20 protein-coding genes and 1 pseudogene are annotated in these 23,951 nt (G+C 64.1%); 8 read left to right on the top strand and 13 right to left on the bottom strand.

Annotated elements, in window-relative coordinates:
- The first annotated feature begins 1 nt into the window (after position 1).
- Positions 2-421 carry a VOC family protein gene (locus GYB81_RS08440; RefSeq protein ID WP_161866678.1) on the top strand — a complete coding sequence of 140 codons (420 nt, stop codon included), beginning with the start codon at positions 2-4 and terminating at the stop codon, positions 419-421.
- Between the two features lie 282 nt (positions 422-703).
- Here GYB81_RS08440 and ggpS read toward each other — a convergent pair whose 3' ends face one another.
- From ggpS to phhA, 5 genes are all read right to left on the bottom strand, one after another.
- Positions 704-2,962: a glucosylglycerol-phosphate synthase gene (gene ggpS / locus GYB81_RS08445; protein WP_161866677.1), complete on the bottom strand. Its 2,259-nt coding sequence runs from the start codon at positions 2,960-2,962 to the stop codon at positions 704-706.
- Between the two features lie 118 nt (positions 2,963-3,080).
- Positions 3,081-4,343: an MFS transporter gene (locus GYB81_RS08450; RefSeq protein WP_161866676.1), complete on the bottom strand. Its 1,263-nt coding sequence runs from the start codon at positions 4,341-4,343 to the stop codon at positions 3,081-3,083.
- A 202-nt stretch (positions 4,344-4,545) separates the two neighbouring features.
- Positions 4,546-5,742: an amino acid aminotransferase gene (locus tag GYB81_RS08455; protein WP_161866675.1), complete on the bottom strand. Its 1,197-nt coding sequence runs from the start codon at positions 5,740-5,742 to the stop codon at positions 4,546-4,548.
- On the bottom strand, positions 5,739-6,092 hold the full coding sequence (locus GYB81_RS08460; protein WP_024308976.1) for a 4a-hydroxytetrahydrobiopterin dehydratase: 354 nt from the start codon (positions 6,090-6,092) through the stop codon (positions 5,739-5,741). The genes GYB81_RS08455 and GYB81_RS08460 overlap by 4 nt, the downstream gene beginning before the upstream one ends.
- 211 nt (positions 6,093-6,303) lie before the next feature.
- Positions 6,304-7,089: a phenylalanine 4-monooxygenase gene (gene phhA / locus GYB81_RS08465; protein ID WP_161866674.1), complete on the bottom strand. Its 786-nt coding sequence runs from the start codon at positions 7,087-7,089 to the stop codon at positions 6,304-6,306.
- Positions 7,090-7,343: 254 nt separating this feature from the next.
- On the opposite strand from phhA, the gene GYB81_RS08470 reads away from it, so the two are divergent.
- Entirely contained in the window at positions 7,344-8,897 is a 1,554-nt protein-coding gene (locus GYB81_RS08470; RefSeq protein ID WP_024308974.1) for a sigma-54-dependent phenylalanine hydroxylase transcriptional regulator PhhR, read from the top strand.
- A gap of 43 nt (positions 8,898-8,940) precedes the next feature.
- Here GYB81_RS08470 and GYB81_RS08475 read toward each other — a convergent pair whose 3' ends face one another.
- From GYB81_RS08475 to GYB81_RS08500, 6 genes are all read right to left on the bottom strand, one after another.
- Entirely contained in the window at positions 8,941-9,597 is a 657-nt protein-coding gene (locus tag GYB81_RS08475; protein WP_178101862.1) for a DUF799 domain-containing protein, read from the bottom strand.
- Positions 9,598-9,611: 14 nt separating this feature from the next.
- Positions 9,612-9,959, bottom strand: a complete 348-nt coding sequence (locus GYB81_RS08480; protein ID WP_161866696.1) for a DUF4810 domain-containing protein — start codon at positions 9,957-9,959, stop codon at positions 9,612-9,614.
- 14 nt (positions 9,960-9,973) lie between these two features.
- A complete protein-coding gene (locus tag GYB81_RS08485; RefSeq protein WP_161866672.1) occupies positions 9,974-10,642 on the bottom strand; it encodes a CsgG/HfaB family protein in 669 nt (222 codons plus the stop codon).
- Positions 10,643-10,983: 341 nt separating this feature from the next.
- On the bottom strand, positions 10,984-11,544 hold the full coding sequence (locus GYB81_RS08490; protein ID WP_161866671.1) for a nucleoside deaminase: 561 nt from the start codon (positions 11,542-11,544) through the stop codon (positions 10,984-10,986).
- A 228-nt stretch (positions 11,545-11,772) separates the two neighbouring features.
- The gene (locus GYB81_RS08495; RefSeq protein WP_161866670.1) at positions 11,773-12,708 is read right to left on the bottom strand and encodes a hydroxymethylglutaryl-CoA lyase; all 936 of its coding nucleotides are present in this window, start codon (positions 12,706-12,708) and stop codon (positions 11,773-11,775) included.
- Positions 12,709-12,918: 210 nt separating this feature from the next.
- Entirely contained in the window at positions 12,919-14,121 is a 1,203-nt protein-coding gene (locus GYB81_RS08500; RefSeq protein WP_161866669.1) for a CaiB/BaiF CoA transferase family protein, read from the bottom strand.
- Between the two features lie 167 nt (positions 14,122-14,288).
- On the opposite strand from GYB81_RS08500, the gene GYB81_RS08505 reads away from it, so the two are divergent.
- The 5 genes and pseudogenes from GYB81_RS08505 to GYB81_RS08525 all read left to right on the top strand — a co-directional run bounded on the left by GYB81_RS08505 (position 14,289) and on the right by GYB81_RS08525 (position 21,219).
- On the top strand, positions 14,289-15,209 hold the full coding sequence (locus GYB81_RS08505; protein WP_161866668.1) for a LysR family transcriptional regulator: 921 nt from the start codon (positions 14,289-14,291) through the stop codon (positions 15,207-15,209).
- 117 nt (positions 15,210-15,326) lie between these two features.
- Entirely contained in the window at positions 15,327-16,331 is a 1,005-nt protein-coding gene (locus GYB81_RS08510) for a TRAP transporter substrate-binding protein (protein ID WP_161866667.1), read from the top strand.
- A 264-nt stretch (positions 16,332-16,595) separates the two neighbouring features.
- A complete protein-coding gene (gene acs, locus GYB81_RS08515; protein ID WP_161866666.1) occupies positions 16,596-18,557 on the top strand; it encodes an acetate--CoA ligase in 1,962 nt (653 codons plus the stop codon).
- 201 nt (positions 18,558-18,758) lie between these two features.
- Positions 18,759-20,389: pseudogene (locus GYB81_RS08520) on the top strand (methyl-accepting chemotaxis protein).
- Between the two features lie 50 nt (positions 20,390-20,439).
- Entirely contained in the window at positions 20,440-21,219 is a 780-nt protein-coding gene (locus GYB81_RS08525) for an EAL domain-containing protein (protein WP_161866665.1), read from the top strand.
- Between the two features lie 60 nt (positions 21,220-21,279).
- Here the strand turns inward: GYB81_RS08525 and GYB81_RS08530 are convergent, their stop codons facing one another.
- Positions 21,280-21,957 (bottom strand): DUF4197 domain-containing protein, encoded by a 678-nt coding sequence (locus tag GYB81_RS08530; protein WP_161866664.1) that lies wholly within the window; start codon positions 21,955-21,957, stop codon positions 21,280-21,282.
- A gap of 115 nt (positions 21,958-22,072) precedes the next feature.
- Here GYB81_RS08530 and GYB81_RS08535 point away from each other — a divergent pair, with 115 nt between their 5' ends.
- Positions 22,073-22,474, top strand: coding sequence for a hypothetical protein (locus GYB81_RS08535; protein ID WP_161866663.1), 402 nt, complete (start codon positions 22,073-22,075; stop codon positions 22,472-22,474).
- A 74-nt stretch (positions 22,475-22,548) separates the two neighbouring features.
- Here GYB81_RS08535 and GYB81_RS08540 read toward each other — a convergent pair whose 3' ends face one another.
- On the bottom strand, positions 22,549-23,949 hold the full coding sequence (locus GYB81_RS08540; protein ID WP_218573843.1) for an efflux transporter outer membrane subunit: 1,401 nt from the start codon (positions 23,947-23,949) through the stop codon (positions 22,549-22,551).
- Between the last annotated feature and the right edge of the window lie 2 nt (positions 23,950-23,951).

The following is a 23,951-nucleotide window of genomic DNA, read 5'->3' on the forward strand; positions in this document are numbered from 1 at the left end:
GATGAAGATACATGCTTATCTGACGTTCGACGGCCAGTGCGAGGAAGCTTTCAATTTTTACGCCCAACTGCTGGACGGCAAGCTGGAGCTGATGCGTTTCGGCGAAAGCCCGGATGCCGGTGAGGTGCCGCCGGAGTATCACGACCGGGTGATGCATGTGTGCCTGACGGCGGGTGACCAGATTCTGATGGCGTCGGATACCATTCCGCAATATCCGCACGAGGGTATCAAAGGCTGCTCGATCTCCCTGCAGGTGGACAACGTGCCGGAGGCCGAGCGCCTTTATGAAGCGCTGTCGGCCGGTGGCGACGTGCAGATGGAGCTGCAGGCCACCTTCTGGGCAACCCGCTTCGCCATGCTCACCGACCGCTTCGGCGTGCCGTGGATGATCAATTGTGTGATCGATAGTCAGGAGGGCTGACGGCGAGCCTTCCAAACGTAGCCTGGATGCAATCCGGGGAAGCGGGATGGCTTTCGCGGCTAAAACGGAGTGCCCCCAGCCGCTCCTACAGGCTTTGCTCCATGTAGGGCGGGTGCAACCCGCCAGATCGTCGGTGGCGGGTTTCACCCGCCCTACGAGCTAGGCCGGACATAATTCGGCGGAAGTGGGAACGTGTCTTTCGCGGCTGAAGCCGCTCCTACAGACTAATAGTTGGGTAGGAGCGGTTGGGCGGCATTCCGTTTCAGCCGCGAACGCTGTTTTTCAGCCCACCAGCGTCAGCGGCTCGCGCTCTTCCTCTATCTGCACGCCCGCCAGGAAGTCCTCGCCCCAGCGGCGGATATCGTTGAAGCAGACGATATCGAACAGCTCGCGCAGACGCGCCTGGGCCTCGCTCTTGGGCAGGTTAAGTGCCAGGTAGCAGGTCTGTGCCAGATCGGCGGGGTCGTGCGGGTTGGTCAACAATGCACCCTTGAGCTCGGCGGCGGCACCGGCGAACTCCGACAGTACCAGCACACCGCGCCCGCCCAGCAGGCCTTGCGCGGCGACGAACTCCTTGGCGACCAGGTTGAGGCCATCGCGCAGCGGGGTGATCCACATGACGTCGGCCATGGCGTACCAGGCGCTGACTTCCTCGAACGGCAGGCTGCGGAAGAAGAACTGCAGCGGCGTCCAGCCGATGCGGGCGAAACGGCCGTTGATGCGACCCACGGCCTGCTCGATCTGTGTCTGCAACTCGTCATAGACCCTCATTTCGCGCGCTGCCGGCACACAGACGGTGACCAGGGTGACCTTGCCGAGCAGCTCGGGGTTGTCGTCGAGCAGGCGCTCATAGGCGTTGAGCTTTTCCAGGATGCCCTTGGTGTAGTCGAGGCGCTCGACTGCGAGAATCAGCTTCACGCCCTTCATTTCCTCGCGCAGGTTCGCCATCAGCTCCTGGATTTTCGGCGCCGCCAGGGCATTGCGTACACGGTCGATGTCGAGGCCGACCGGGTGCGCCCCGAGCCTGACCTGACGGGTGCCGGTATCCAGCGCGGTGGTCATGCGTTCCAGGCCGACGGCGCAGCCGTAAGTGATGAAGCGCGGCGCGCAGCTCTGTCGTTCCAGCGCTTTGAGCGGGAACACGCCGCGGGCGACGTCGACGAAGTTCTCCACCTGGCGCGGGATATGGAAACCGATGTAGTCGCATTGCAGCAGGCTGCCGACGATCTGCCGGCGCCAGGGCAGCACGTTGAACACGTCAGCCGAGGGGAAATAGGTGTGGTGGAAGAAGGCGATGCGCAGGTCCGGGCGCAGCTCGCGCAGGTAGGCCGGCACCATCCACAGGTTGTAGTCATGCAGCCAGACGATGGCGCCTTCGGCGGCCTCCAGCGCGGTGCGTTCGGCAAAGGCACGGTTGACCTTGAGGAACACCAGCCAGTCGTCTTCGTTGAAGGTGGCGCGCTCCCAGAAGGTATGCAGGGTCGGCCAGAAGGCCTCCTTGGAGAAGCGCTTGTAGAAGATGTCCACTTCTTCCTTGCTCAGCTTGACCCGCGCGGCGGTGAGCTTGGGGTAGCGCTCGGCGTCCACCGTGGTGTGGCTGTCGAACGGCTCGTCGCCGTCCTCGTGCACGGCCCAGGCGACCCAGGAGCCGGGGCGGCCGTCACCGAAGAAGCTCAACAGGGTGGGGATGATGCCGTTGGGCGAGGTGGGGCGACGGCGCTGCAGCTTGCCGGCAGCGTTGCGGTATTCCTCGTAGGGCAGGCGGTGGTAGACCATCACCAGCTCGGCCTTGCCCGGTTGCGCGGCCTGGCGGCGTTCGGCGGCGATGCCGTGCTCGCCGAGAAAGCCGAAGTGGGCGAAGGCCTCGAGAATCCCGCCGCAGCCTGGGCGGCTGGCGTGCAGGGTGCGCGAGTGGCTGCGCGTGGCCTCCAGCAGCGCGGCTTCCGACTGGCCGACGCAGACGCCATGGAAGCTGGCGCTGAGCATGGACAGGTCATTGAGCGTATCGCCGGCCGCCAGCACCTGATCGTGATCCAGCTCCAGCCAGTCGGCCAGAGCGTGCAGGCTGCTGCCCTTGTTCACGCCCTTGGGCAAAAAATCCAGATACAGCTCGGCGGAGTAGAGCAGGTCGCAGCCCAGCTCATCGGCGACCTTGCGCAGTTGTGGGTTGGCCGCTTGTTCGGGCGTGCAGAAGTAGGAGCAGCGCCGCGCCTGCGGCACGTCCTGGCGCTCCAGGCCGAACGGCTCGATGGCGCTGGCCACCTGGGTTTCGCCGGGCCAGCGGGCGTCGACCACGCTTTGCAGCGGCTGGATCGGCTGCAGGGTGTCGCCATGCACCAGGGTCGCGCCGACGTCGGCGATGATGTAGTCCGGCTGCGGCAGTGTCGGGTCGGCCAGCAGCGGCAGCACCGCTTCCAGGCTGCGCCCGGTGACGTAGGCGAGCTTGATCTCGGGGTGGGCGGCGATGGTCTGGTAGAGGCTCAGGCGGTCTTCGGGATCGCCGGCGAGAAAGGTTCCATCCAGGTCGGTGGCTAATAGCATCGTTGTTTCTCCAGAAGTGGCCAGTGCGGTGCGCTCAGGGGGGGGAGCGGCCGCCAGGCCGGGTTTCTGGCTGCTTGGGGTAGGCTCGGGGCCTTGCCGAAACAGCCGGTTCACGTCTTCAGGACGTAGGGTTCGGGTTGCCCTCCATTTGTTCGTGCTCTTGCGCGGGGGCATCGGGCATCAGCTCCAGCACCTTGGGACTGGTGCGTAGCATCGGCACGAAATGCGCGGCGTCGCCGCTGACCAGGTCGCTGACATGGCGCAGCCGATAAAAGGTATAGGCAGCCAGCAGGCCGAGGGTGGTGGCGAAGTACAGAGGCAGTGCGCTGGCGCCCAGTTGCTCCATCAGCACACCGGCCAGCAGCGGCCCGCACACCGAACCGATGCCGTTGACCATCAGCAGGCTGGCCGAGCCGGAAAGAATTTCGTCGGCGTGCAGCTGGTCGATCAGCTGCGCCACGGCGATGGGGTAGATGGCGAAGGCCAGGCCGCCCCAGATGAAGATCGCGCCGAGTAGCAGCGGCCCTGCCGGCAGCAGGCTCATGATCAGTGCCAGGACGACCGCCAGTATCACCACCCGCAGCAGCACCTGGCGCCGGTCGTGGCGATCCGAATAAATGCCGATGGGCCATTGCAGCAGGGCGCCGCCGAGAATGGTGGCGGTCATCAGCAGGCCGACGCCGGACGTATCGAAGCCGGCCAGGCTGGCATAGACCGGCGCCATGCCCCAGAAGCCACCCATCGCCAGGCCGGACAGAGCCGCGGCGATGATCGCCAGTGGTGCGATCTGCCAAAGTTGGCGCAGGTTGGTCGGCGGCGACTCGGGCAGCGTCGGTTGTGCCTGGCGGGTGAGGGTGATGGGCATCAGCGCGGCGCTGATCAGGATGGCGGCGATAGCGAACAGGGTGAACTGCACCGGGTCGGCCAGGTGCAGCAGCTGCTGAGCCAGCGCCAGGGCGCCGAGGTTGACCGCCATGTACACGGCGAAGACCTGGCCGCGTTTCTCGTTGGGCGCCTGGGCGTTGAGCCAGCTCTCGATGACCATGTACAGCGTCACCAGTCCCAGGCCATAGAGCACGCGCAACAGCAGCCAGACCCACGGATCGATCAGCAGTAAATGGAGCAGGGCGGCGATGGCGGCCAGGGCGGCGCAACAGGCGAACGCGCGAATGTGCCCGATGCGTCTGACCAGCGGCGTCGCCAGCCAGGTACCGAGGAGGAACCCGACGAAGTACCCGGACATGATCAGTCCGAGCATCGTGGTGGAGTAGCCTTCGGCGACGCCACGCAGGGTCAGTAGGGTATTGAGCAGACCATTGCCAAGCAGGAGTAACGCGACCCCGCTCAGCAGTGAACTGATGGGGGCAATGAGAGACCACATGCAAACTACCCTAGGGGACTATGCCGGTGAGGGCAAGCATGAAGCAGGCCACCGCTTTGTTGGGTTTTGCTGTAAGTGATTGACTTTTAAATATTATTTTAATCGACGAACGGTCTGTGGATATTTTCTGACGGTGCTCACGCGCCTGCCTGTGGCGCCGTGACCTGCGCCTGCACCGATCACGGGCCCCGTGCAGGTGGGCTCAGAGGCTGACCCGGGCGATGGCGCTGGCCAATGCGTCGAGTCGTGCCGCATCCAGCCCTGCGACGTTGGCGCGTCCGCTGCCGACCATGTACACGCTGAACTCCTCACGCAGGCGTTGCACCTGCAGCGGCGACAAGCCGGTGTAGGAGAACATCCCGCGCTGTTCGGCGATATGCGCAAAACGCTCGCTCAGCCCATGTGGCGCCAGTGCCTCGACCAGGCCGCGGCGCAGGCTGGCCACGCGCAGACGCATGCCTTCCAGCTCGTCCTGCCAGAGGCCTTTAAGCTCGTCGTCGCCGAGTATCTGCGCCACCACCGCAGCGCCATGGGCGGGCGGCGTCGACCACAGGTTGCGGGCGATGGAGGCCAGCTGGCTGCGGATGTCGATGAGTTTTTCGGCGTTGCCGGCGCAGACGATCAGGGCGCCGGTGCGCTCGCGATACAGGCCGAAGTTCTTCGAGCAGGAACTGGTGATCAGCAGCTCCGGCAGTTCGGCGGCGAACAGACGCACGGCCCAGGCATCCTCCTCCAGTCCGTCGCCGAAGCCCTGGTAGGCGAAGTCGATCAGCGGCAGCAGTTCGCGCGCCTTGACCACCTCCAGCACGCGCTTGAAATCGCGCGGCGTGAGATCGAAGCCGGTGGGATTGTGGCAGCAGGCATGCAGCAGCACCACGTCGCCCTTGGGCAGGTGGGTGAGTGCGGCGATCATGGCCTCCACGTCGAGGCGGTTGTCGGCGCCGACGTATGGATAGTGGCCGACCTTGAGCCCGGCTTCGGCGAACAGGGTTTCATGGATCGGCCAGGTCGGATCGCTCAGCCAGATGCCGCGACCGGGCAGGCATTGGCGGATGAAATCGCCCGCCAGGCGCAGCGCACCGGTACCGCCGGGCGTCTGCGTGGCGCCGGCACGCTGCTCGCTCAGCAACGGCGAGTGGGCCCCCAGCACCAGCTGGCTCAGGCGCTCGCCAAACGCCGCATCGCCTTGGCCGCCGACGTAGGTCTTGGTCAGTTCGCTGTCGAGCAGGCGTTGCTCGGCCAGCTTCACTGCGCGGGGAATCGGCGTCAGACCCTGGGCGTCCTTGTACACGCCGACGCCAAGGTCCAGACGCGCCGGGTTGCTGTCCAGTCGATAGGCTTCCATCAGGCTGAGGATGGGGTCGCCCGGTACGCGGACGACCTGGTCGAAGTGACTCACTTGCGGCCCTCGGCGCTGGCGGCGAGCACATCGGTGCGTGCGGCCATGATGAAGTCGTTGCGGTGCAGGCCGCGCATCTCGTGGCTCCACCAGGTGACGGTGACCTTGCCCCATTCGGTGAGCAGGGCCGGATGGTGACCGACTTCTTCGGCGATGGCGCCAACGGCATTGGTAAAGGCCAGAGCGTGGCGGAAGTTCTTGAACAGGTATACGCGCTCCAGCTCCATATGGTCGCCACGCACCTCGATGTTCCAGTCGGGGATCTCGCGGATCAGTTCGGCCAGTTCTTCATCGGACACCTTCGGCGCATCGGCGCGGCAGGCTTCGCATTGGGCTTGGGCAAGGCTCATTGGGGGCTCCTGATTTTTGTAGCCCGGATGAAATCCGGGGCCATGTCTGCGAGCGATCCCGGATTTCATCCGGACTACTCGCTGAATAGATTTTCGTAGGGTGGAAAACCGCGAAGCGTTTTCCACCGCAATGGTCAAAGGGAAGATAGCGTGAACCACTTGCCCTCTCCCCCGACCCCTCTCCCATAAATGGGCGAGGGGAGTTGAAGGGCTACGCGGCTTTCGGCGGAAATTTCGGTGCATGCAGGCCCATCTGCATGGCCTGGTGCACCAGCGCCATGATGTCTTCGTGAGCCAGCTCGAACAGGCGCTTGAGCTCGGGCAGGACGAAATACACCGGCTGCAGGATATCGATGCGATACGGCGTGCGCATTGCCTCCAGTGCGTCGAAGGCCTGGTGTTCGGGCACGTCGGACAGGGCGTAGAGGGTTTCCTTCGGCGAGGAGAGGATGCCGCCGCCATAGATGCGCCGGCCAGCCGGGGTGTCGAGCAGGCCGAATTCGATGGTCAGCCAGTACAGCCGCGCCAGGTACACGCGCTGCTCTTTCGTGGCCTTGAGGCCGAGCTTGCCGTAGGTGTGAGTGAATTCGGCGAACCAGGGGTTGGTCAGTAGCGGGCAGTGGCCGAATATCTCGTGGAAGATGTCCGGTTCCTGCAGGTAGTCCAGCTCCTCGGGCGTGCGGATGAAGGTGGCGACAGGAAACTGCTTGCTGGCCAGCAGCTCGAAGAAGGTCTGGAAGGGAATCAGCGCCGGTACCCGCGCCACGCGCCAGCCAGTTGTGGATTCGAGCACACGATTGATCTCGCCGAGCTGCGGAATGCGCTCTATCGGCAGGCCGAGCTGTTCGATACCGTCCAGGTATTCCTGGCAGGCGCGGTTTTCGATCACCTCCAGCTGGCGGGTGATCAGGGTATTCCACACCTGATGCTCGCTTTCCGGGTAATGGATAAAGCCACTCTCGTCCGGTTCCCGGGCCACGTACTGCGTACTCTTCATCGCTGCCTCCTTCTTAGGGGCTGTTGTTCTTATCTTGACCCGAGCATGCCGCTGATCGCTCGGGTTGAAACGATGGCCAGAAGCAGCGCAGCCCAGGATCGCCCTAGGGAAATGTAAAGTTTTGATTACGATGTTGCCGATATGGCGATCTGTCGGCTTGCTGCTGTGCTTGGCTGTCACATATTCTTGACGAAAATTATGCCGCCACCTCCGATTTCAGTGACTCGGCGGCCATAACAACAAGAGCCTGAGCCATGCGTATCAAGGTCCACTGCCAGAACCGTGTCGGCATTCTGCGTGACATCCTCAACCTGCTGGTCGACTACGGCATCAACGTCGCCCGTGGCGAAGTCGGGGGCGAGCAGGGCAATGCCATCTACCTGCACTGCCCGAATCTGATCAATCTGCAGTTCCAGTCGCTGAGGCCGAAGTTTGAAGCAATTCCCGGCGTATTCGGCGTCAAGCGTGTGGGGCTGATGCCCAGCGAGCGGCGCCATCTGGAGCTCAATGCGCTGCTCGGTGCGCTGGACTTTCCGGTGCTCTCGATCGACATGGCCGGCAGCATCGTCGCCGCCAACCGCAGCGCGGCGCAGCTGCTCGGCGTGCGCGTGGACGAAGTGCCGGGCATGGCCCTGTCGCGCTACGCCGAGGACTTCGATTTGCCCGAGCTGGTGCGCGCCAACAAGACGCGGATCAACGGCTTGCGGGTGAAGATCAAGGGCGACGTGTTTCTTGCCGATATCGCGCCGCTGCAGAACGAACACGACGACAGCGAGGCGCTGGCCGGCGCCGTGCTGACCCTGCACCGCGCAGACCGTGTCGGTGAGCGTATCTACCATGTGCGCAAGCAGGAGCTGCGCGGCTTCGACTCGATCTTCCAGAGCTCGAAGGTGATGGCGGCTGTGGTCAAGGAAGCGCGACGCATGGCGCCGTTGGACGCGCCGCTGCTGATCGAGGGCGAAACCGGTACCGGCAAGGAGTTGCTGGCGCGCGCCTGCCACCTGGCCAGCCCCCGTGGGCAGTCACCCTTCATGGCGCTCAACTGCGCCGGGCTGCCCGAGTCCATGGCCGAGACCGAGCTGTTCGGCTACGGCCCCGGCGCCTTCGAGGGCGCGCGTCCGGAAGGCAAGCTCGGCCTGCTGGAACTGACTGCAGGCGGCACGCTGTTTCTCGATGGCGTCGGCGAGATGAGCCCGCGCCTGCAGGCCAAGCTGCTGCGCTTTCTGCAGGATGGCTGCTTCCGCCGTGTCGGTAGCGACGAGGAGGTGTACCTCGATGTGCGGGTGATCTGCGCCACCCAGGTCGATCTTTCCGAGCTCTGCGCGCGTGGCGAGTTTCGCCAGGATCTCTATCACCGCCTCAACGTGCTCAGCCTGCATATTCCGCCCCTGCGCGAATGCCTCGACGGGCTGGAGCCGCTGGTCGAGCACTTTCTCGATTCGGCCAGTCGGCAGATCGGTTGTGCGCTGCCGAAGCTGGCGCCACAGGCCTTCGAGCGCATGGCCCATTACCACTGGCCGGGCAACGTGCGGCAGCTGGAGAACGTGCTGTTTCAGGCGGTTTCGCTATGCGACGGCGGCACGGTGAAGGCCGAGCATATCCGCCTGCCGGATTACGGCGCGCCGCAGCCGCTCGGTGAGTTTTCGGTCGACGGCAGCCTCGACGATATTCTCGGGCGCTTCGAGAAGGCGGTGCTGGAGCGCTTGTTCCGCGATCACCCGAGCAGCCGCCAGTTGGGCAAGCGTCTCGGTGTTTCCCATACCACCATCGCCAACAAGCTTCGGCAGCACGGGCTGGGCAAGGACTAGGAAGATGAGGCGAGCCCGATGATCCGGGCTCGCCCAAGGCGTTTCAGCGAGCGCTGACGGGCCGTGCGCGTGGGCCGGGCAGAATGCCGTTGACCGGATTGCTGTTCAGCAGGCGGGCGCTGGTAATGCCGGCGATCTCATGGCCGCGATCGTTCAGGGTGTTCATCACCTGATTGACCAGGGCGGTAATCAGGATGCCGGCAAGGCCGCCGCCGTTGTTCTGCTGCTGCTGCTCGGCACTGCTGGCCCGCGCAACGCCTTTCCACAGTTCCTTGCCAGTACGCAGGTCGACCAGAGTGGCGCTGGCGGCCACCACGACCTCGCTGCTGATCACCTTGTAACTGCTGCCGTACTCGGTCACGTCGATGTACAGCACCGTGTCGGCGCCGAAAATCTCGTAGAGCTTGTTCGGCGGGACTTCACGGATTTCTTCCGCGTTGAGCAGGCCGTTCTGCTTGAACGTCTCGTTGACCACCGCCACCGGCAGCACGTAGTAGCCGGCTTCGCTCAGGGGCGCGGTGATATGCGAATAAACACTGAAGGTCGCCTTGATGTCCGGCGACTTGTTGACTGGCGGCAGCACCAGAATTGAAGCCGGGCTGCTTTCCTTGAAGGCGCTGTAGTCATAAGGCTGCTGAGTCGCGCAGCCCGTCACCAGGGCGAGTACGGCGAGTGCCGCGAATGTTCTGATCGAGTTCATTAGAGGCATTTCGGTCACTTCGCTACATTGCGCATCAGAAAGTCCATGTACTGAGCGGACTCGGGGAACAGAGCTTTTTCGGTTTCGAATTGCTGGCGCACCTGATCGGGTTTGCCGATCTCCGCGTACAGCATCCCGAGGTGGGCATGGAAGCCCGGCGGCAGGGTGCGATCGGCTGCGCGGGCTTTCTGCGCGCTGGCCTCCAGCGCGGCGATCTGTTCTTCGGTGCCGGTAGTGTTTTCGAAACGCTGGTAGACCTGCTGCTGATAGCCATCCCAGTAGTAGAGGGATTTGGGTTGCTGTGCGCAGCCCGCCAGCAGGGCGGTGGCCAGCAAGGTGGTGAGCAGAAGTGGGGATTTCATCGTGCGCTCCTCGCTCACTTGACCGGGCGCCAGGCGCCGCTGTCCATGCCATTGACCAGGGTGTTCACCGCCTCGCGAATCGCCAGGTCGAGGACCTTGCCGTTCAGCGTGGAGTCGTAGCTGGCGGTGCCGCCGAAGCCGATGATCTCGCGGTTCGACAGGGCGTATTCGCCGGCGCCCTGGCTGGAATACACCACTTCAGAAGTGGCGACGTCGACGATGTTGAGGTTCACCTTGGCGTAGGCGATCTGCTGTTTGCCACGGCCGAGGATGCCGAACAGTTGATGGTCGCCGACTTCCTTGCGGCCGAACTCGGTCACGTCACCAGTGACCACGTAGTTGGCGCCCTTGATCTGCTGAGCCTGCTTGGAGAAGCCCGACTCCTGCTGCAGCTCGCTGAGGTTGTCGCGGTCCAGCACGTTGAAGCGGTTCGACTGCTGCAGGTGGGTGATCAGGATGGTCTTGGCCTGCCCGCCAAGGCGGTCGACGCTGTCGCTGAAAATCCCGCGCAGGTAGCTGGAGCGGTTGTCGAACTTGCCTACGGCGATAGGGCTGCGCGCGCCGCTGTAGTGGCTGGTGGCAGTGTTGACCTTGGCGACTTCGAGGGTACGCGAGCTTTCGGTGGCGCAGCCGGCGAGCAGCACGAGCATGCCGGCGAGGCTGGCGGTGAGGATCTCGTTCATACGGATCTCGTTTGAAAATGGGCAGGGCGAGCCTGTAACGGGCAGAAGACCGCCGGACACTTCCACGAGATGGGACGCTAAGGACGTTGTTGCGCGTACTGGGCGAAGCGCTTGATGAGTCGATCCATGACGCCAACCCGGGAGACGGGTGCGGGGTGCTTCCTGCGCTGGCGATTCTAAAATCCGACGAGGCATTTTGCCAGCCATGCCTGTCATTGATGTGACGGCTTTGGCGCGCTAGCGCATTACTGCCCGTCCTGTAGCTCAACCAAGCCGGGCAGCGCGGGCTGGAATAATCACTTCAGCCGGAGTAGGGGCGTTTGTAGAAGAAAATTCGTCGGTCAGGGTTGCCGCTGACCGCGCCAGGCCTGGATGACGCGCTGGCGCAAGGTTTGGCGGTCCTGTAGGCGGCCGATGGCTTGTTCGGCCAGGTCGAGCCAGTAGGGATCGACCTCGGCCTCAACCACCGAAAGGCCTGAGGCGAGATTGGCCCAGGCCGCTGGCAAGCGTCCGTGGCGCAGTGCGAAGCCGCCTTCGCGGTCGCGTGCCAGATAGCGCACACGGGTTATGCCGGCCAGCAGGATACGGCCGTAGCACATCAGGCAGGGTTCGAGGCTGACGTAGAGAGTCAGCCTGCGCCGGTCGACCTGCGCATGCTCCGTTTCGAGCTGATCGAGCACCTGCATCTCGGCGTGAGCGGCGCTGGCGTAGGCCGAGGCGAACACCTGATTGCGACCGCTGCAAAGCAGTTCGCCTGCCTCGTCCACCAGCACGGCGCCGACTGCGTAACAGCCTTCCTCAATGGCCAGCAGGGCCTGTTCGCAACACAGCCTGGCCCAGGTGTCATCGGCATGGGTGCTGGCGGGCGCTTGCTGCAGAAGGGCGAGATGCTCGGGGTTCATGGCGTTTCCAGACCGGCGAGGTGTCGGCGGAGTATGGCCTGCCATTTGGCCGGTGCCCTACGACCTTGGTGCAATAGGCAGGGTGGGAAGGCACGGCGACACTGGGCGCGTCCCGATCATCCTGCGTGATATGGGTGCAAGCGTTTCCGCATTTCTCTCGAGGAATGCCTTGAATGGGCGGGCGACCAATTTGGTCGCCCTTTTTTTTTGCTCAACCTGACGACGAATTCAGAGCCCGGCTTCCTGCACCCACTTCGGTTTCGGATAGCGGCGATCCGCTTTGCCCGCTTTGAGGATGGCGCCTGGCACATCGTGGCCGATCAGCTCGGGCAGGGTGGCGGCGGCTTCGAGCAGGGCATCGAGATTCATGCCGGTCTCCAGGCCCATGCGCTGGAACATGTGCACCAGGTCCTCGGTGCAGATATTGCCGCTGGCACCCGGTGCGTAGGGGCAGCCGCCGAGACCGCCGAGGGAGGCGTCGAAGCGGTCGATGCCGGCGTTCAGCGCCGCCAGGGCATTGGCCAGGCCCATGCCACGGGTGTTGTGGAAATGCGCGGTGAACACTGCTTCAGGCCAGCGCTGCAAAGCCTCGCGGCAGATGCGCTCGACCTGCGCCGGATCCGCCATGCCGGTGGTGTCGCACAGGGTCACGCCCTGCACGCCGAGCTCCAGCAGACGCTCGGTCAGTTCATACACGCGGGCCTCGGGTACTTCACCCTCGAAAGGGCAGCCGAAGGTGGTCGACAGCGAGGCGTTGACGAAGACGCCGCTGCCGCGTGTGACCTCGATGATTTCGCGAAACTGCGCCAGGGACTGCTCGGGCGTCATGCGCAGGTTGGCCAGGCCATGGGTGTCGCTGGCTGACATCACCAGGTTGATCTCGTCCACTTCGCACGACAGCGCGCGCTCGCAGCCCTTCACATTGGGCACCAGCACGGTGTACTCGACGCCCACCACGCGCTGGATGCCGCGCATCACCTCTTCGGCATCGCGCAGGTTGGGAATGGCTTTGGGCGAGGTGAAGGAGGTGACTTCGATTTTGGCCAGGCCGGTGTGGGAAAGGCGGTCGATCAGGGCGATCTTGTCTTCGGTGGGCACGAAGGTGGCTTCGATCTGGAAGCCGTCGCGGGTGGCGACGTCCTGGATGTAAAGGCGTTTGCTCATGGTAAACCCTCAAGATGAGCGGCAAGCGACGTAGGATGCGCTGTGCGCACCCGCTTTTATGGGGTGGGTGGTGGACAAGCTTCGCGTTGGCTACGCGCCCCGGTCCACTCTACGGGTACTCAGCAGCCCTTGTAGCCCGGATGCCATCCGGGAAATGCGTCGGCAATCCCCGGATTTCATCCGGGCTACGGGCTATCCATTCCGCGTGGCTCAGATGACGCCGCGCTCGCGCAGGCCGGCGACCTGTTCCGCGCTCAGGCCAAGCCCGGCGAGGATATCGTCGTTGTGCTCGCCCAGTTGCGGGCCGCCGCTGCCGATGCGGCCCGGTGTGCGGCTGAGTTTGGGCAGCACGCCCGGCACCTTGAGCGGGCCGACGCTGGTCTGTACCTGCTCGATCATCTGCCGCGCGAGGTAGTGCGGGTCCTGCACGATATCGGCGGCGGTATAGGGGTAGCCGGCCGGTACGCGTGCGTCCTTGAGCGCTTCGATCACTTCGTCACGGCCACGCTGGGCGGTCCATTCGGCGATGGCGCCGTCGATCAGTTCGGCATGCTGGCTACGGCCATCGTTCTGCGCCAGACGTGGGTCGTTGCCCAGGTCATCACGGCCGATCAGGCTCATCAGGCGCTTGTAGATGCTGTCGCCGTTGCCAGCGATCAGCACGTAGCTGCCATCCTTGCAGGGATAGGAGTTGGACGGGGTGATGCCGGGCAGGGCGCTGCCGGCCGGCTCGCGGATATAGCCGAAGGCGTCGTATTCGGGGATCAGGCTTTCCATCATGGCGAATACCGACTCGTACAGCGCCACGTCGATTTCCTGGCCTTCACCGCTGCGCGCCCGCTCCTGCAGGGCCAGCAGCACGCCGATCACGCCGTACAGCGACGACAACGAGTCGCCGATGCTGATCCCGACACGCACCGGCGCCTGGCCGGGGTAGCCGGAGAGGTGGCGCAGGCCGCCCATGGCTTCGCCGATCACGCCGAAACCGGGCAGGTCGCGGTAGGGGCCGGTCTGCCCGTAGCCGGAGATGCGCAGCATGATCAGCCGCGGGTTGATCGCCTTCAGCGCCTCGTAGCCCAGGCCCCAGCCTTCCAGCGTGCCGGGGCGGAAGTTTTCCACCAGCACATCGGCTTCACTGACCAGTTGGCGGACGATGTCCTGGGCTTCGGCCTGTTTCAGGTCGAGGGTCAGCGAGCGTTTGTTGCGCGACTGCACATGCCACCAGAGCGAGGTGCCGTCCTTGATCTTGCGCCACTTGCGCAGCGGGTCGCCGACGCCCGGCGGCTCGATCTTGATCACGTCGGCGCCGAATTCGCCGAGCAGCTTGCTGGCGAAGGGGCCGGCGATGAGCTGGCCCATCTCGATCACCTTGAGCCCCTGCAGGGCCATGTTGCTGGTGTTGCTCTGAGTCATGGCTGCACCCGATTTGCCTGTGCGTTTCTCGTGGTGCGCAGAATGGCGCAGCGGCGCGGTGCCGACAATTGCTCAATGGCCAAGCTAGGCTTCGCGTATCGCGAAGTGGCATGCTGTAAATCAGCCTTCTGGCAGCCTCGCTTCGCCAGGCACGAAATGGAGAACCCATGCGCCGCATCGATTTCGTCACCCTCAAGCTGTTCGTGGCCATCGCCGACGAACGCAGCCTGACCCGCGCCGCCGAGCGCGAGCACCTGGCCCTGGCGGCGGTGAGCAAGCGCGTCAGCGACCTGGAAAACCAGCTCGGCATCGCGTTGCTCTATCGTCAGCCCAAGGGCGTCGAGCTGACCCCGGCCGGCCACGCGCTGCTGCACCACGCGCGCAACATGATGGACAACCTCGAGCAGCTCAACGCCGACCTCAGCGAGTTCAGCGAAGGGGTCAAGGGCCATGTGCGCATCCACGCCAACACCTCGGCGGTGATCGAGTTTCTGCCCGAGGACCTGGCCAGTTTCAGCCGCCTGCACCCGCAGGTGAAGATCGATCTGGAAGAGCGGGTCAGCAGCGAGACCATCCGCGCCGTGCGCGAGGGACTGACCGATATCGGCATCTTCGCCGGCCACGTGCCGGCCGAGGATCTGCAGGTGTTCACCTACCGCCACGACCAGTTGGCGCTGGTCACCCCGCGCGAGCATCCCCTGGCCGAACGCGACGGCCTGTTCCTGCGCGAGGCGGTGGGCTTCGATTTCATCGGCCTGCAGCAGGACGCCTCCTTGCACGGCCTGTTGCAGCATTCGGCGCACAGCCAGGGCGTGAGCTTGCGCCTGCGCATCCAGGTACGCAGCTTCGAGGCCATCTGCCGGATGATCCACACCGGCATGGGTGTCGGCGTATTGCCGGATCTGGCGGTGCGCACCTACCTGCCGGCGCTGGATGTGCGGGTGATCCCGCTGTACGACCCCTGGGCGCGGCGCGAACTCAAGGTGGCGGTGCGTAACCAGGAGAACCTTTCGCTGACCGCGAAGCAGATGCTCGATCATCTGCGTAACAGCTCATTGGTAGAGGGGCCTTCGGCGCTGCCTTCGTGAATGCCGAAGGCTCGCTTGTCCAAATGTGAATTTCAGCTTGTGCAAGGGCGCAGTAGAGTCCGGGCCAATCGAAGGGTTTCTCCTTCGACGCTCAGACAAAAACAACAGGAGCTCTCCATGAAGTTCTCATTCGTCCGCCGTGGCCTGGCGGGTGTGCTCGCCGGTTGCGCACTGCTCGGCGCGCTGACTGCCCACGCAGCCGATCCGATCTTGATCAAGTTCTCCCATATCACTGCCGACAGCACGCCCAAGGGCCAGGGCGCGCTGATGTTCAAGAAGCTGGTTGAGGAGCGCCTGGCCGGCAAGGTCAAGGTCGAGGTCTACGCCAACTCGTCACTCTATGGCGACGGCAAGGAAATGGAGGCGCTGTTGCTGAACGAGGTGCAGATGCTGGCGCCGGCACCCTCCAAGCTGGAGCAGTACACCAAGCAGTTGCAGCTGTTCGACCTGATGTTCCTGTTCGATGACGTGGCTGCCGCGCAGCGCTTCCAGTCCTCGGAAAAGGGCAGGGCGCTGCTCAAGTCGATGGAGGGCAAGGGCATCACCGGTCTGGCCTACTGGCTCAACGGTATGCGTCAGCTCACCGCCAACAAGCCGCTGGTGGAGCCAGGCGACGCCCGTGGGCAGAAATTCCGCGTGCAGCCGTCCGACCTGCAGGCCGCGCAGTACAGCGCCCTGCGCGCGGTGCCGCGCAAGATGGCCTTCGCCGAAATCTACCAGGGCCTGCAGACCGGTGTGGTCAACGCCCAGGACAATCCTTGGTCGAACATCTACTCGCAGAAGTACTTCGAGGTACAGAAGTACATGACCGAGTCCAACCATGCCATCGGCAACTACCTGCTGATCACCAATACCCAGTTCTGGAACGGCCTGCCGGCGGACATCCGCAGCGAGCTGGAGCAGATCGTCGACGAGGTGACCGTCGAGGTGAACAAACAGGCCGAGGCGCTGAACGCCGAAGCGCGCCAGGCGATTCTCGATACCGGCAAGAGCGAGATCATCACCCTGACGCCCGAGCAACGTGCCGCCTGGCGTGATGCGGTACGCCCGGCCTGGAAGAAGTTCGAAGCGGAGATCGGTCTTGATGTGATCGAGGCCGCGCAGGCCGCCAATCAACGGTGAGCCCCATGACCGTCCCGGGCCCACGCACCCGGGGCGGTCTTTTACCCGCCGTTGACTCTGCGTCTACCCCTGTACCCGGCCTAGTGCCGGGTTTTTTGCGCCGTGTCGACGTATCCCTGGCGCTGCCGAATTGGCTTGGCAAGCGCCGGAAACTGTTGCAAGACCATGGTCTTAGAGCGGTAAGACCATGGTCGAATGGCCTCACGAAGGGTCGGGGGATACAAAAGGCAGCATACAAAAACAACTACCCGCCGAGGTGATTCCATGAGTGCTGCGTCTCTTTACCCTGTGCGCCCTGAAGTGGCTGCACGGACCCTGACCGACGAGGCCACCTACAAGGCCATGTACCAACAGTCCGTGGTCAACCCCGAGGGTTTCTGGCGCGAGCAGGGCAAACGGATCGACTGGATCAAGCCCTACACCAAGGTCAAGCAGACCTCCTTCGACGATCACCACGTCGATATCAAGTGGTACGCCGACGGCACCCTGAACGTCTCCTACAACTGCCTCGACCGGCACCTGGAAGAGCGCGGTGATCAGGTCGCGATCATCTGGGAAGGCGACGATCCGTCCGAGCACAAGGAAATCACCTACCGCGAGCTGCACGAGCAAGTGTGCAAGCTTGCCAATGCTCTGCGCGGCCAGGACGTGCACCGCGGCGACGTGGTGACCATCTACATGCCGATGATTCCAGAAGCGGCCGTCGCCATGCTGGCCTGCGCCCGGATCGGCGCGATCCATTCTGTGGTGTTCGGTGGCTTCTCCCCGGAGGCGCTGGCCGGTCGCATCATCGACTGCAAGTCCAAGGTAGTGATCACCGCGGACGAGGGCGTGCGTGGCGGCAAGAAAGTGCCGCTGAAGGCCAACGTCGACGATGCGCTGACCAACCCTGAAACCAACAGCGTGCAGAAGATCATCGTGGTCAACCGCACGGGTGGCCAGATCAAGTGGAACCAGCACCGCGACATCTGGTACGAAGACCTGATGAAGGTCGCCGGCAGCGTCTGCGCGCCGAAGGAAATGGGCGCCGAGGAAGCGCTGTTCATCCTCTATACCTCCGGTTCCACCGGCAAACCTAAGGGCGTGCTGCACACTACCGGCGGCTACCTGACCTACGCTTCGCTGACTCACGAGCGCGTATTCGACTACCGCCCCGGCGAGGTGTTCTGGTGCACCGCCGACATCGGTTGGGTCACCGGCCACACCTACCTGATCTACGGGCCGCTGGCCAACGGCGCCACCACCCTGATGTTCGAAGGCGTACCGAACTACCCGGACGTCACCCGCGTGGCGAAGATCATCGACAAGCACAAGGTCAATATCCTCTACACCGCACCGACCGCGATTCGCGCCATGATGGCCGAGGGCAAGGCCGCAGTCGAAGGGGCCGATGGCTCCAGCCTGCGTCTGCTGGGTTCGGTGGGCGAGCCGATCAACCCTGAGGCCTGGCAGTGGTACTACGAGAACGTCGGTCAGAGCCGTTGCCCGATCGTCGACACCTGGTGGCAGACCGAAACCGGCGCGTGCCTGATGACTCCGCTGCCGGGTGCTCACCCGATGAAGCCGGGCTCCGCGGCGCGTCCGTTCTTCGGCGTGCAGCCGGCGCTGGTGGACAATCTGGGCAACATCATCGAGGGGCCGGCCGAAGGCAACCTGGTGATCATCGACTCCTGGCCGGGACAGGCGCGCACCCTGTTCGGCGACCACGATCGTTTCGTCGACACCTACTTCAAGACCTTCAAGGGCATGTACTTCACCGGTGACGGTGCGCGCCGTGACGAAGATGGCTACTGGTGGATTACCGGTCGCGTCGACGACGTGCTCAACGTTTCCGGCCACCGCATGGGCACTGCCGAGGTCGAGAGCGCCATGGTCGCCCACCCGAAAGTGGCCGAGGCCGCTGTGGTCGGTGTGCCGCACGACATCAAGGGCCAGGGCATTTACGTCTATGTCACCCTGAACGCTGGCGAGGAACCCTCCGAGCAGCTGCGTCAGGAACTGCGCAACTGGGTGCGCAAGGAGATCGGCCCGATCGCCACGCCGGACGTGATCCAGTGGGCGCCTGGCCTGCCGAAGACCCGTTCGGGCAAGATCATGCGCCGTATCCTGCGCAAGATCGCCACCGCCGAATACGATGCACTCGGCGACATCTCCACGCTGGCCGATCCTGGCGTGGTGCAGCACCTCATCGATACGCATCGCCAGATGCAATCCGCCTGCGCCTGACCGGCAACGGCACCTGCGAAGACCCCGCCCGGCCAAAAGCCCGGCGGGGTTTTTCTTTTCCGGCTGCCGGAGCAGGCAAAAGTTGTACATAAGATTTTGTTTGTATAATTATTGTATCGATATGCATAATGGCGCACTGCCAGCCGGTGCGGTCGACTTACGCACCTCTGTCCGCTCATCCCTGACGACTCAGAGGTTCACATGCTTGCCAATCTCAATATCTCCCAGAAGCTGTACGCGGGTTTCGGCGTCGTCCTGCTGATCATTCTCCTGTTGGTGCTGTCCACCTGGCGCGGCTTCGACCAGGTCGAGCGCGCGGTGCGGCTGAACATTCATACCTATGACGTGATCATCGAATCGGGCGATTTGCTGGCCAGTCTGATCAACATCGAAACCGGTGCACGAGGCTTCGTGATCACCGGACGTGACCAGTTTCTAGGCCCCATGCAGACCGGCGAGAAGGACTTTCGCGAGCATATGGCCCATGTGCGCCAACTGACCCGTGACAACCCCGCCCAGCAGCGGCGCTTCGACGAACTGCAGGCGCTGCATGACCAGTGGCTGAGCGAGGACATCAATGGCTATATCGAATTGCGGCGCCAGGTCAGTACCGCGTCACGGGACTTCGATGCGCTGGTCGAACGGATCTCGGCGGGCAATGCCAAGGTCAGGATGGACGCCATGCGCCGCATCCTGGGTGAGGTCCAGGCCGAAGAGCGCGCGTTGCTGGAGCAGCGTACGGGATCGATGAATGCCGCCAAATCCCTGTCACTGGTGATTCTGCTGGTCGGCGGGTTGATCGCCACTGCGTTGGCCGTCAGTGTCGCCTTTCTGCTTTCGCGCAGCATCGCCGGGCGCCTGCAACAGGTTGTCGAAGTGGCGCGAGACATTGCTCAGGGGCGCCTGGATTCGCGCATCGAGCGTGCCGGAAGCGACGAGATCGGTGTGCTGCTCGATGCCTTCGACACCATGCAGCAGCGCCTGCGAGAGATGATCGGGCAGATCCGTGCCGGTGCCGTCCAGCTGGTCGAGGCGGCGCAGAACATTTCCAGTGCTTCCACCCAGTTGTCCGTCTCCACTCAGGAGCAATCACAAGCGGCTTCGAGCATGGCGGCGACGGTGGAGGAGCTGACCGTCAGCATCAATCACGTCGCTGACAACGCCAACGAGGCGCATGGGCTGTCCAGCGATTCGGGCCGGCAGTCGGCCGAAGGTGGCGCGGTCATCCAGGAAACCCTCGCAGCATGCAGCGTATCGCCGATACCGTGCAGGGCGCGGCGGCGCAGATCGCCGAGCTGGGCCAGCATTCGGATCAGATCTCCTCGATCGTCAACGTGATCAAGGAAATCGCCGATCAGACCAATCTGCTGGCGCTCAACGCGGCCATCGAGGCGGCGCGGGCCGGCGAGCAGGGGCGTGGCTTCGCCGTGGTGGCCGACGAGGTGCGCCTGCTGGCGCAGCGCACCGCCAACTCCACCCAGGAGATCACCGAGATGATCAAGAAAATTCAGGTGGGAACGCGCAACGCGGTCAGCAACATGGAGGTGGGCGTGCAGCAGGTCAGTGGCGGCGTGGAGCAGGCCAGCCAGGCCGGCGATGCCATCGTCGCCATTCGCCAGGCATCCGGGCGCGTGGTCGATGTGGTCGATCAGATTTCCCTGGCGCTGCGCGAGCAGACCGTGGCCAGCCAGGACGTGGCGCGCAACGTCGAACGCATCGCACAGATGTCGATGCACAATAGCGAGGCGGTGGCCGAAACCTCGCGCACGGCGCAGGGGCTGCAAACGTTGGCCTTGTCTCTGGAAAAACAGGTCGCCTCCTTCAGATTTTGACTAGGCTGACAATGGAGGGTCACCAAGTCTTGTTCTATAAGGAAGCGTCGATGGGTATCGCCAGCCAGAGCATTTTTCCGCAGCCGTTTCGCGCCGTAGGCTGCGCCGAATGTCGTAACGCCGAGGCCCTGGGGTTCGACTTCACCATGGCGTTCCAGCTGATCGTCGATGTACAGGAACACCGGCCGTTCGCCTATGAGGCCCTGGTGCGTGGCTGCAACGGAGAGTCGGCCGGCGAAGTGCTGGGGCGGGTCAACGATGGCAACCGCTATCGCTTCGACCAGGCCTGTCGGGTCAAGGCCATCGAGCAGGCGGCAACGCTCGGGCTGCTCGATGTGCCGGATTGTCTGCTCAGCATCAATTTTCTGCCCAATGCGGTGTATCGCGCCGAGACCTGCATCCGCGCCACCCTGGAGGCGGCGCAGCGCTTCGATTTCCCGCGCGAGCGGCTGATGTTCGAAGTGACCGAGGGCGAGCAGATCCACGATGCCGAGCACCTCAAGCGGATCTTCGCTGAGTACGGCAAACAGGGCTTCACCACCGCCATCGATGATTTCGGCGCCGGCTATTCAGGGCTCAACCTGTTGGCCGAATTCCAGCCACACGTGCTCAAGCTGGATATGGCACTGACCCGTGGTATCGACCAGGACCCGGTGCGCCAGGCGATAGTCGCCGGTATCGTGCTGGTGGCCAGTCGGCTGGATATCCGCATCATCGCCGAGGGAATCGAAAGTGCAGGGGAGCGTGATGCCCTGCGCGAATTGGGCATTCGCTACATGCAGGGCTTTCTCTTCGCGCGTCCGGCGCTGGACCGGCTCTGCCTGCCCTGACGGAAAAGAAAACGCCCCGATAGCCAACGACCACCGGGGCGCAGGAAATTGCAGCTTTTCTCAGAGTGCGCCGAATACCTTCTTCGCCAGGCCGGTGGCGGCAGCGGCCGGGTTCTGGCGGATGTTGGCTTCCTGCTTGGCGATCATCTCGAACAGGCCATCGAGGGCCTGTTCGGTCACGTAGTTTTCCACCGTGCTGCTCTTGGCATCGACCACACCGAAGCTGGCGGCCTGGCCGGCGAAGGCGTTGTATTGCTGAGCCAGACCCACCTGGTCGGTGGCCTGCTTGACGATGGGCAGGAACCTGGCGCGGATCTGCTCGCGGCTGCTCTTGTTCAGGTACTGCGTGGCCGAGTCCTGCGGGCCGCTGAGAATCGCCTTGGCATCTGCCACGGTCATCTTCTTAACGGCGTCGACCAGCAGCGCCTGGGCCTGCGGTACGGCCGCCTCGGCGGCCTTGTTCATGCTCGCTTCGAGCTGATCGACCTGAGCGCCCATGCCCATCATCTTCATGGTCTTGGCGGCTTTGCCGAGTTTGCCCGGCAGCTCGATGCGCACGTCCGGGTTGTTGCTGAAGCCGCCGGGCGTGCCCAGTTGCCTGACGGCCACCTGGGCGCCCTGGATCAGCGCGTCCTTGAGACCACCGCTGGCGTCCTGCTGGCTCAGATCAGAGAGGGACAGAGCGAAGACGTTGGCCGAGAGCAGCAGGCCAGCGGCGAACGTGGTGAGGCGCAGCATGGGTTCTTCCTTGTATCGGGGAAAGTGCTGTGAGCTTAACGGAGTCTGCGGTGCTGACAAGCCAGACGATAGGCGTGGATGGGCAGCACGCCTGGCTATGGCTATGATCGGGTCCATGAATTCACCATTGCCCCTGCGTAACCCCTGCCCACCGGGTGCCTGCGACTGTCAGCGCGACGAGTTGCTGGACAGGCCGGGCGCCGACACGCGCGTCCTGCTGCTGACCCGCCAGGAGGAGCAGCGCCTGCTCGAACGTCTGGAGAACCTGCAGAGCCTGGATGAACTCGAGCGCATGCAGCGGCGCATGTACGAGCAGTTGGGCATACGCCTGCACATCGAACCGGCGTATGGCGAAGTTCGCAGCATGCGTGGCATCCACATGCGCTTCGACGCGCATCCGGGGTTGTGCCGCAAGACGCGCCAGAGCATTCCGGCGGCGATCCGCCGGGCCATGGAGAAAAGGCCGGAAATCGCCTGGCGCCTGCTCGATGCCAACGACCTTCTGGGTTCTGGCTGAACGCCGCGATACGTTTCTCAGAAAGACAACGCCACGCTTATGCGTGGCGTTGTCTTTCGTGGCAGGCGAGCAGGTTAGCGCTGCCAACCGCCGCCCAATGCTCTGAACAGGTCGACCAGCGCCAGTTGGCGGTCGGTGCTTATCTGGATCAGCGTGGCCTGGTCGTTGAAGCTGCTGCGCTGGGCATCCAGGTAGCGCAGATGATCATCCACTCCGCCCCTGTAGCGGGCTTCGGCCAGGGTTTCGGCCGCTCGGCTGGACTCAGCCAGGGCACGCCGCGCGGCTTCTTCACGGCGCAGCGTGTCGCTGGCGGCGAGGGCGTCGGCCACTTCGCGGAAGGCGGTCTGAATGGTGCCTTCGTAGTTGGCCACTGCCGCGTCCTGGCGCACTTCAGCCAGATCCAGATTGGCGCGGTTGCGCCCGCCGGCGAAGATCGGCAGCGATAGCGTCGGGGCAAAGCTCCAGGCCCGCGAGCCACCCTCGAACAGGCCGGACAGCTCGGTGCTGGAACTGCCCAGCGAACCGGTCAGGCTGATGCGCGGGAAGAACGCCGCACGCGCCGCACCGATATCGGCATGGCGCGCCTTGAGCCGGTGCTCGCTGGCGAGGATGTCCGGGCGCCGTTCGATGAGTTCGGAGCTGGTGCCGGGGGCGATGTCCTGCAGCAGCATCAGCGCGTCACGCGGCGCGGCCGGCAGCAGGCGTCCGGCGTCGGCTGTGCCGAGCAGCAGCACCAGGGCGTTGTCCGCCTGGCGCAGCTGGCGTTCGGTGCTCTCGCGTTCGGCCTTGGCCTGCTCGGCGAGGCCGACCGCTTCCTGGTAGTCCAGTGCGGTGGCGGCGCCGACTTCACGCCGCTTGCTGACCAACTCCAGCGAGGCCAGGCGGCTGTCCAGGGTCTGTTCCACCAGGGCCTTGCGCCGCAGCGCGCCGTCGCGGGTCAGATAGGCCTGGGTCACTTCGGCGATCAGGCTGATCTGCGTGGCGCGGGTGGCTTGCTCGGTGGCCAGGTAGGTCTCCAGCGCCGCCTCGGACAGGTTGCGCACGCGGCCAAACAGGTCGATCTCGTACTCCGCCAGGCCCAGGCCGACCTGATAGACGCTGGTGACTTCCGAGCGCCCGGTCTGTGACTGGTCGGCCGGCAGGCGCTGGCGGTTGCCGCTGACATTGGCGTTGATCGTCGGCAGACGGTCGGCGCGCTGGATGCGGTACTGCGCGCGGGCCGCCTCGATATCCAGCAGCGCCTGTCGCAGGCTGCGGTTGTTGTTCAGTGCGGTATCCACTGCGCGGCGCAGGTCGGCATCGACGATGAAGGTCTGCCAGTCCAGCGCTTGTGCGCGGGTACCATTGGCGCCGGCCACCTGCCAGTTGGCTGCGACCGGCGCCTCCGGCCGCTCGTAGTGAGGTGCCAGAGAGCAGCCGCCGAGGGCGACGACCAGGGTCAGCAGAGCGGGGCGCAGCATGAGGTGAGAGGTCATCG

The organism is Pseudomonas yangonensis (assembly GCF_009932725.1).
Classification (GTDB): Bacteria; Pseudomonadota; Gammaproteobacteria; order Pseudomonadales; family Pseudomonadaceae; genus Aquipseudomonas; species Aquipseudomonas yangonensis.

Bases quoted from the DNA above. Each gene is read 5' to 3' on its own strand.
- GYB81_RS08440 (WP_161866678.1), top strand. From the start codon at position 2: ATGAAGATACATGCTTATCTGACGTTCGACGGCCAGTGCGAGGAAGCT.
- ggpS (WP_161866677.1), bottom strand. From the start codon at position 2,962: ATGCTATTAGCCACCGACCTGGATGGAACCTTTCTCGCCGGCGATCCC.
- GYB81_RS08450 (WP_161866676.1), bottom strand. From the start codon at position 4,343: ATGTGGTCTCTCATTGCCCCCATCAGTTCACTGCTGAGCGGGGTCGCG.
- GYB81_RS08460 (WP_024308976.1), bottom strand. From the start codon at position 6,092: ATGAGCCTTGCCCAAGCCCAATGCGAAGCCTGCCGCGCCGATGCGCCG.
- phhA (WP_161866674.1), bottom strand. From the start codon at position 7,089: ATGAAGAGTACGCAGTACGTGGCCCGGGAACCGGACGAGAGTGGCTTT.
- GYB81_RS08470 (WP_024308974.1), top strand. From the start codon at position 7,344: ATGCGTATCAAGGTCCACTGCCAGAACCGTGTCGGCATTCTGCGTGAC.
- GYB81_RS08475 (WP_178101862.1), bottom strand. From the start codon at position 9,597: ATGAACTCGATCAGAACATTCGCGGCACTCGCCGTACTCGCCCTGGTG.
- GYB81_RS08480 (WP_161866696.1), bottom strand. From the start codon at position 9,959: ATGAAATCCCCACTTCTGCTCACCACCTTGCTGGCCACCGCCCTGCTG.
- GYB81_RS08485 (WP_161866672.1), bottom strand. From the start codon at position 10,642: ATGAACGAGATCCTCACCGCCAGCCTCGCCGGCATGCTCGTGCTGCTC.
- GYB81_RS08490 (WP_161866671.1), bottom strand. From the start codon at position 11,544: ATGAACCCCGAGCATCTCGCCCTTCTGCAGCAAGCGCCCGCCAGCACC.
- GYB81_RS08495 (WP_161866670.1), bottom strand. From the start codon at position 12,708: ATGAGCAAACGCCTTTACATCCAGGACGTCGCCACCCGCGACGGCTTC.
- GYB81_RS08500 (WP_161866669.1), bottom strand. From the start codon at position 14,121: ATGACTCAGAGCAACACCAGCAACATGGCCCTGCAGGGGCTCAAGGTG.
- GYB81_RS08505 (WP_161866668.1), top strand. From the start codon at position 14,289: ATGCGCCGCATCGATTTCGTCACCCTCAAGCTGTTCGTGGCCATCGCC.
- GYB81_RS08510 (WP_161866667.1), top strand. From the start codon at position 15,327: ATGAAGTTCTCATTCGTCCGCCGTGGCCTGGCGGGTGTGCTCGCCGGT.
- acs (WP_161866666.1), top strand. From the start codon at position 16,596: ATGAGTGCTGCGTCTCTTTACCCTGTGCGCCCTGAAGTGGCTGCACGG.
- GYB81_RS08525 (WP_161866665.1), top strand. From the start codon at position 20,440: ATGGGTATCGCCAGCCAGAGCATTTTTCCGCAGCCGTTTCGCGCCGTA.
- GYB81_RS08530 (WP_161866664.1), bottom strand. From the start codon at position 21,957: ATGCTGCGCCTCACCACGTTCGCCGCTGGCCTGCTGCTCTCGGCCAAC.
- GYB81_RS08535 (WP_161866663.1), top strand. From the start codon at position 22,073: ATGAATTCACCATTGCCCCTGCGTAACCCCTGCCCACCGGGTGCCTGC.
- GYB81_RS08540 (WP_218573843.1), bottom strand. From the start codon at position 23,949: ATGACCTCTCACCTCATGCTGCGCCCCGCTCTGCTGACCCTGGTCGTC.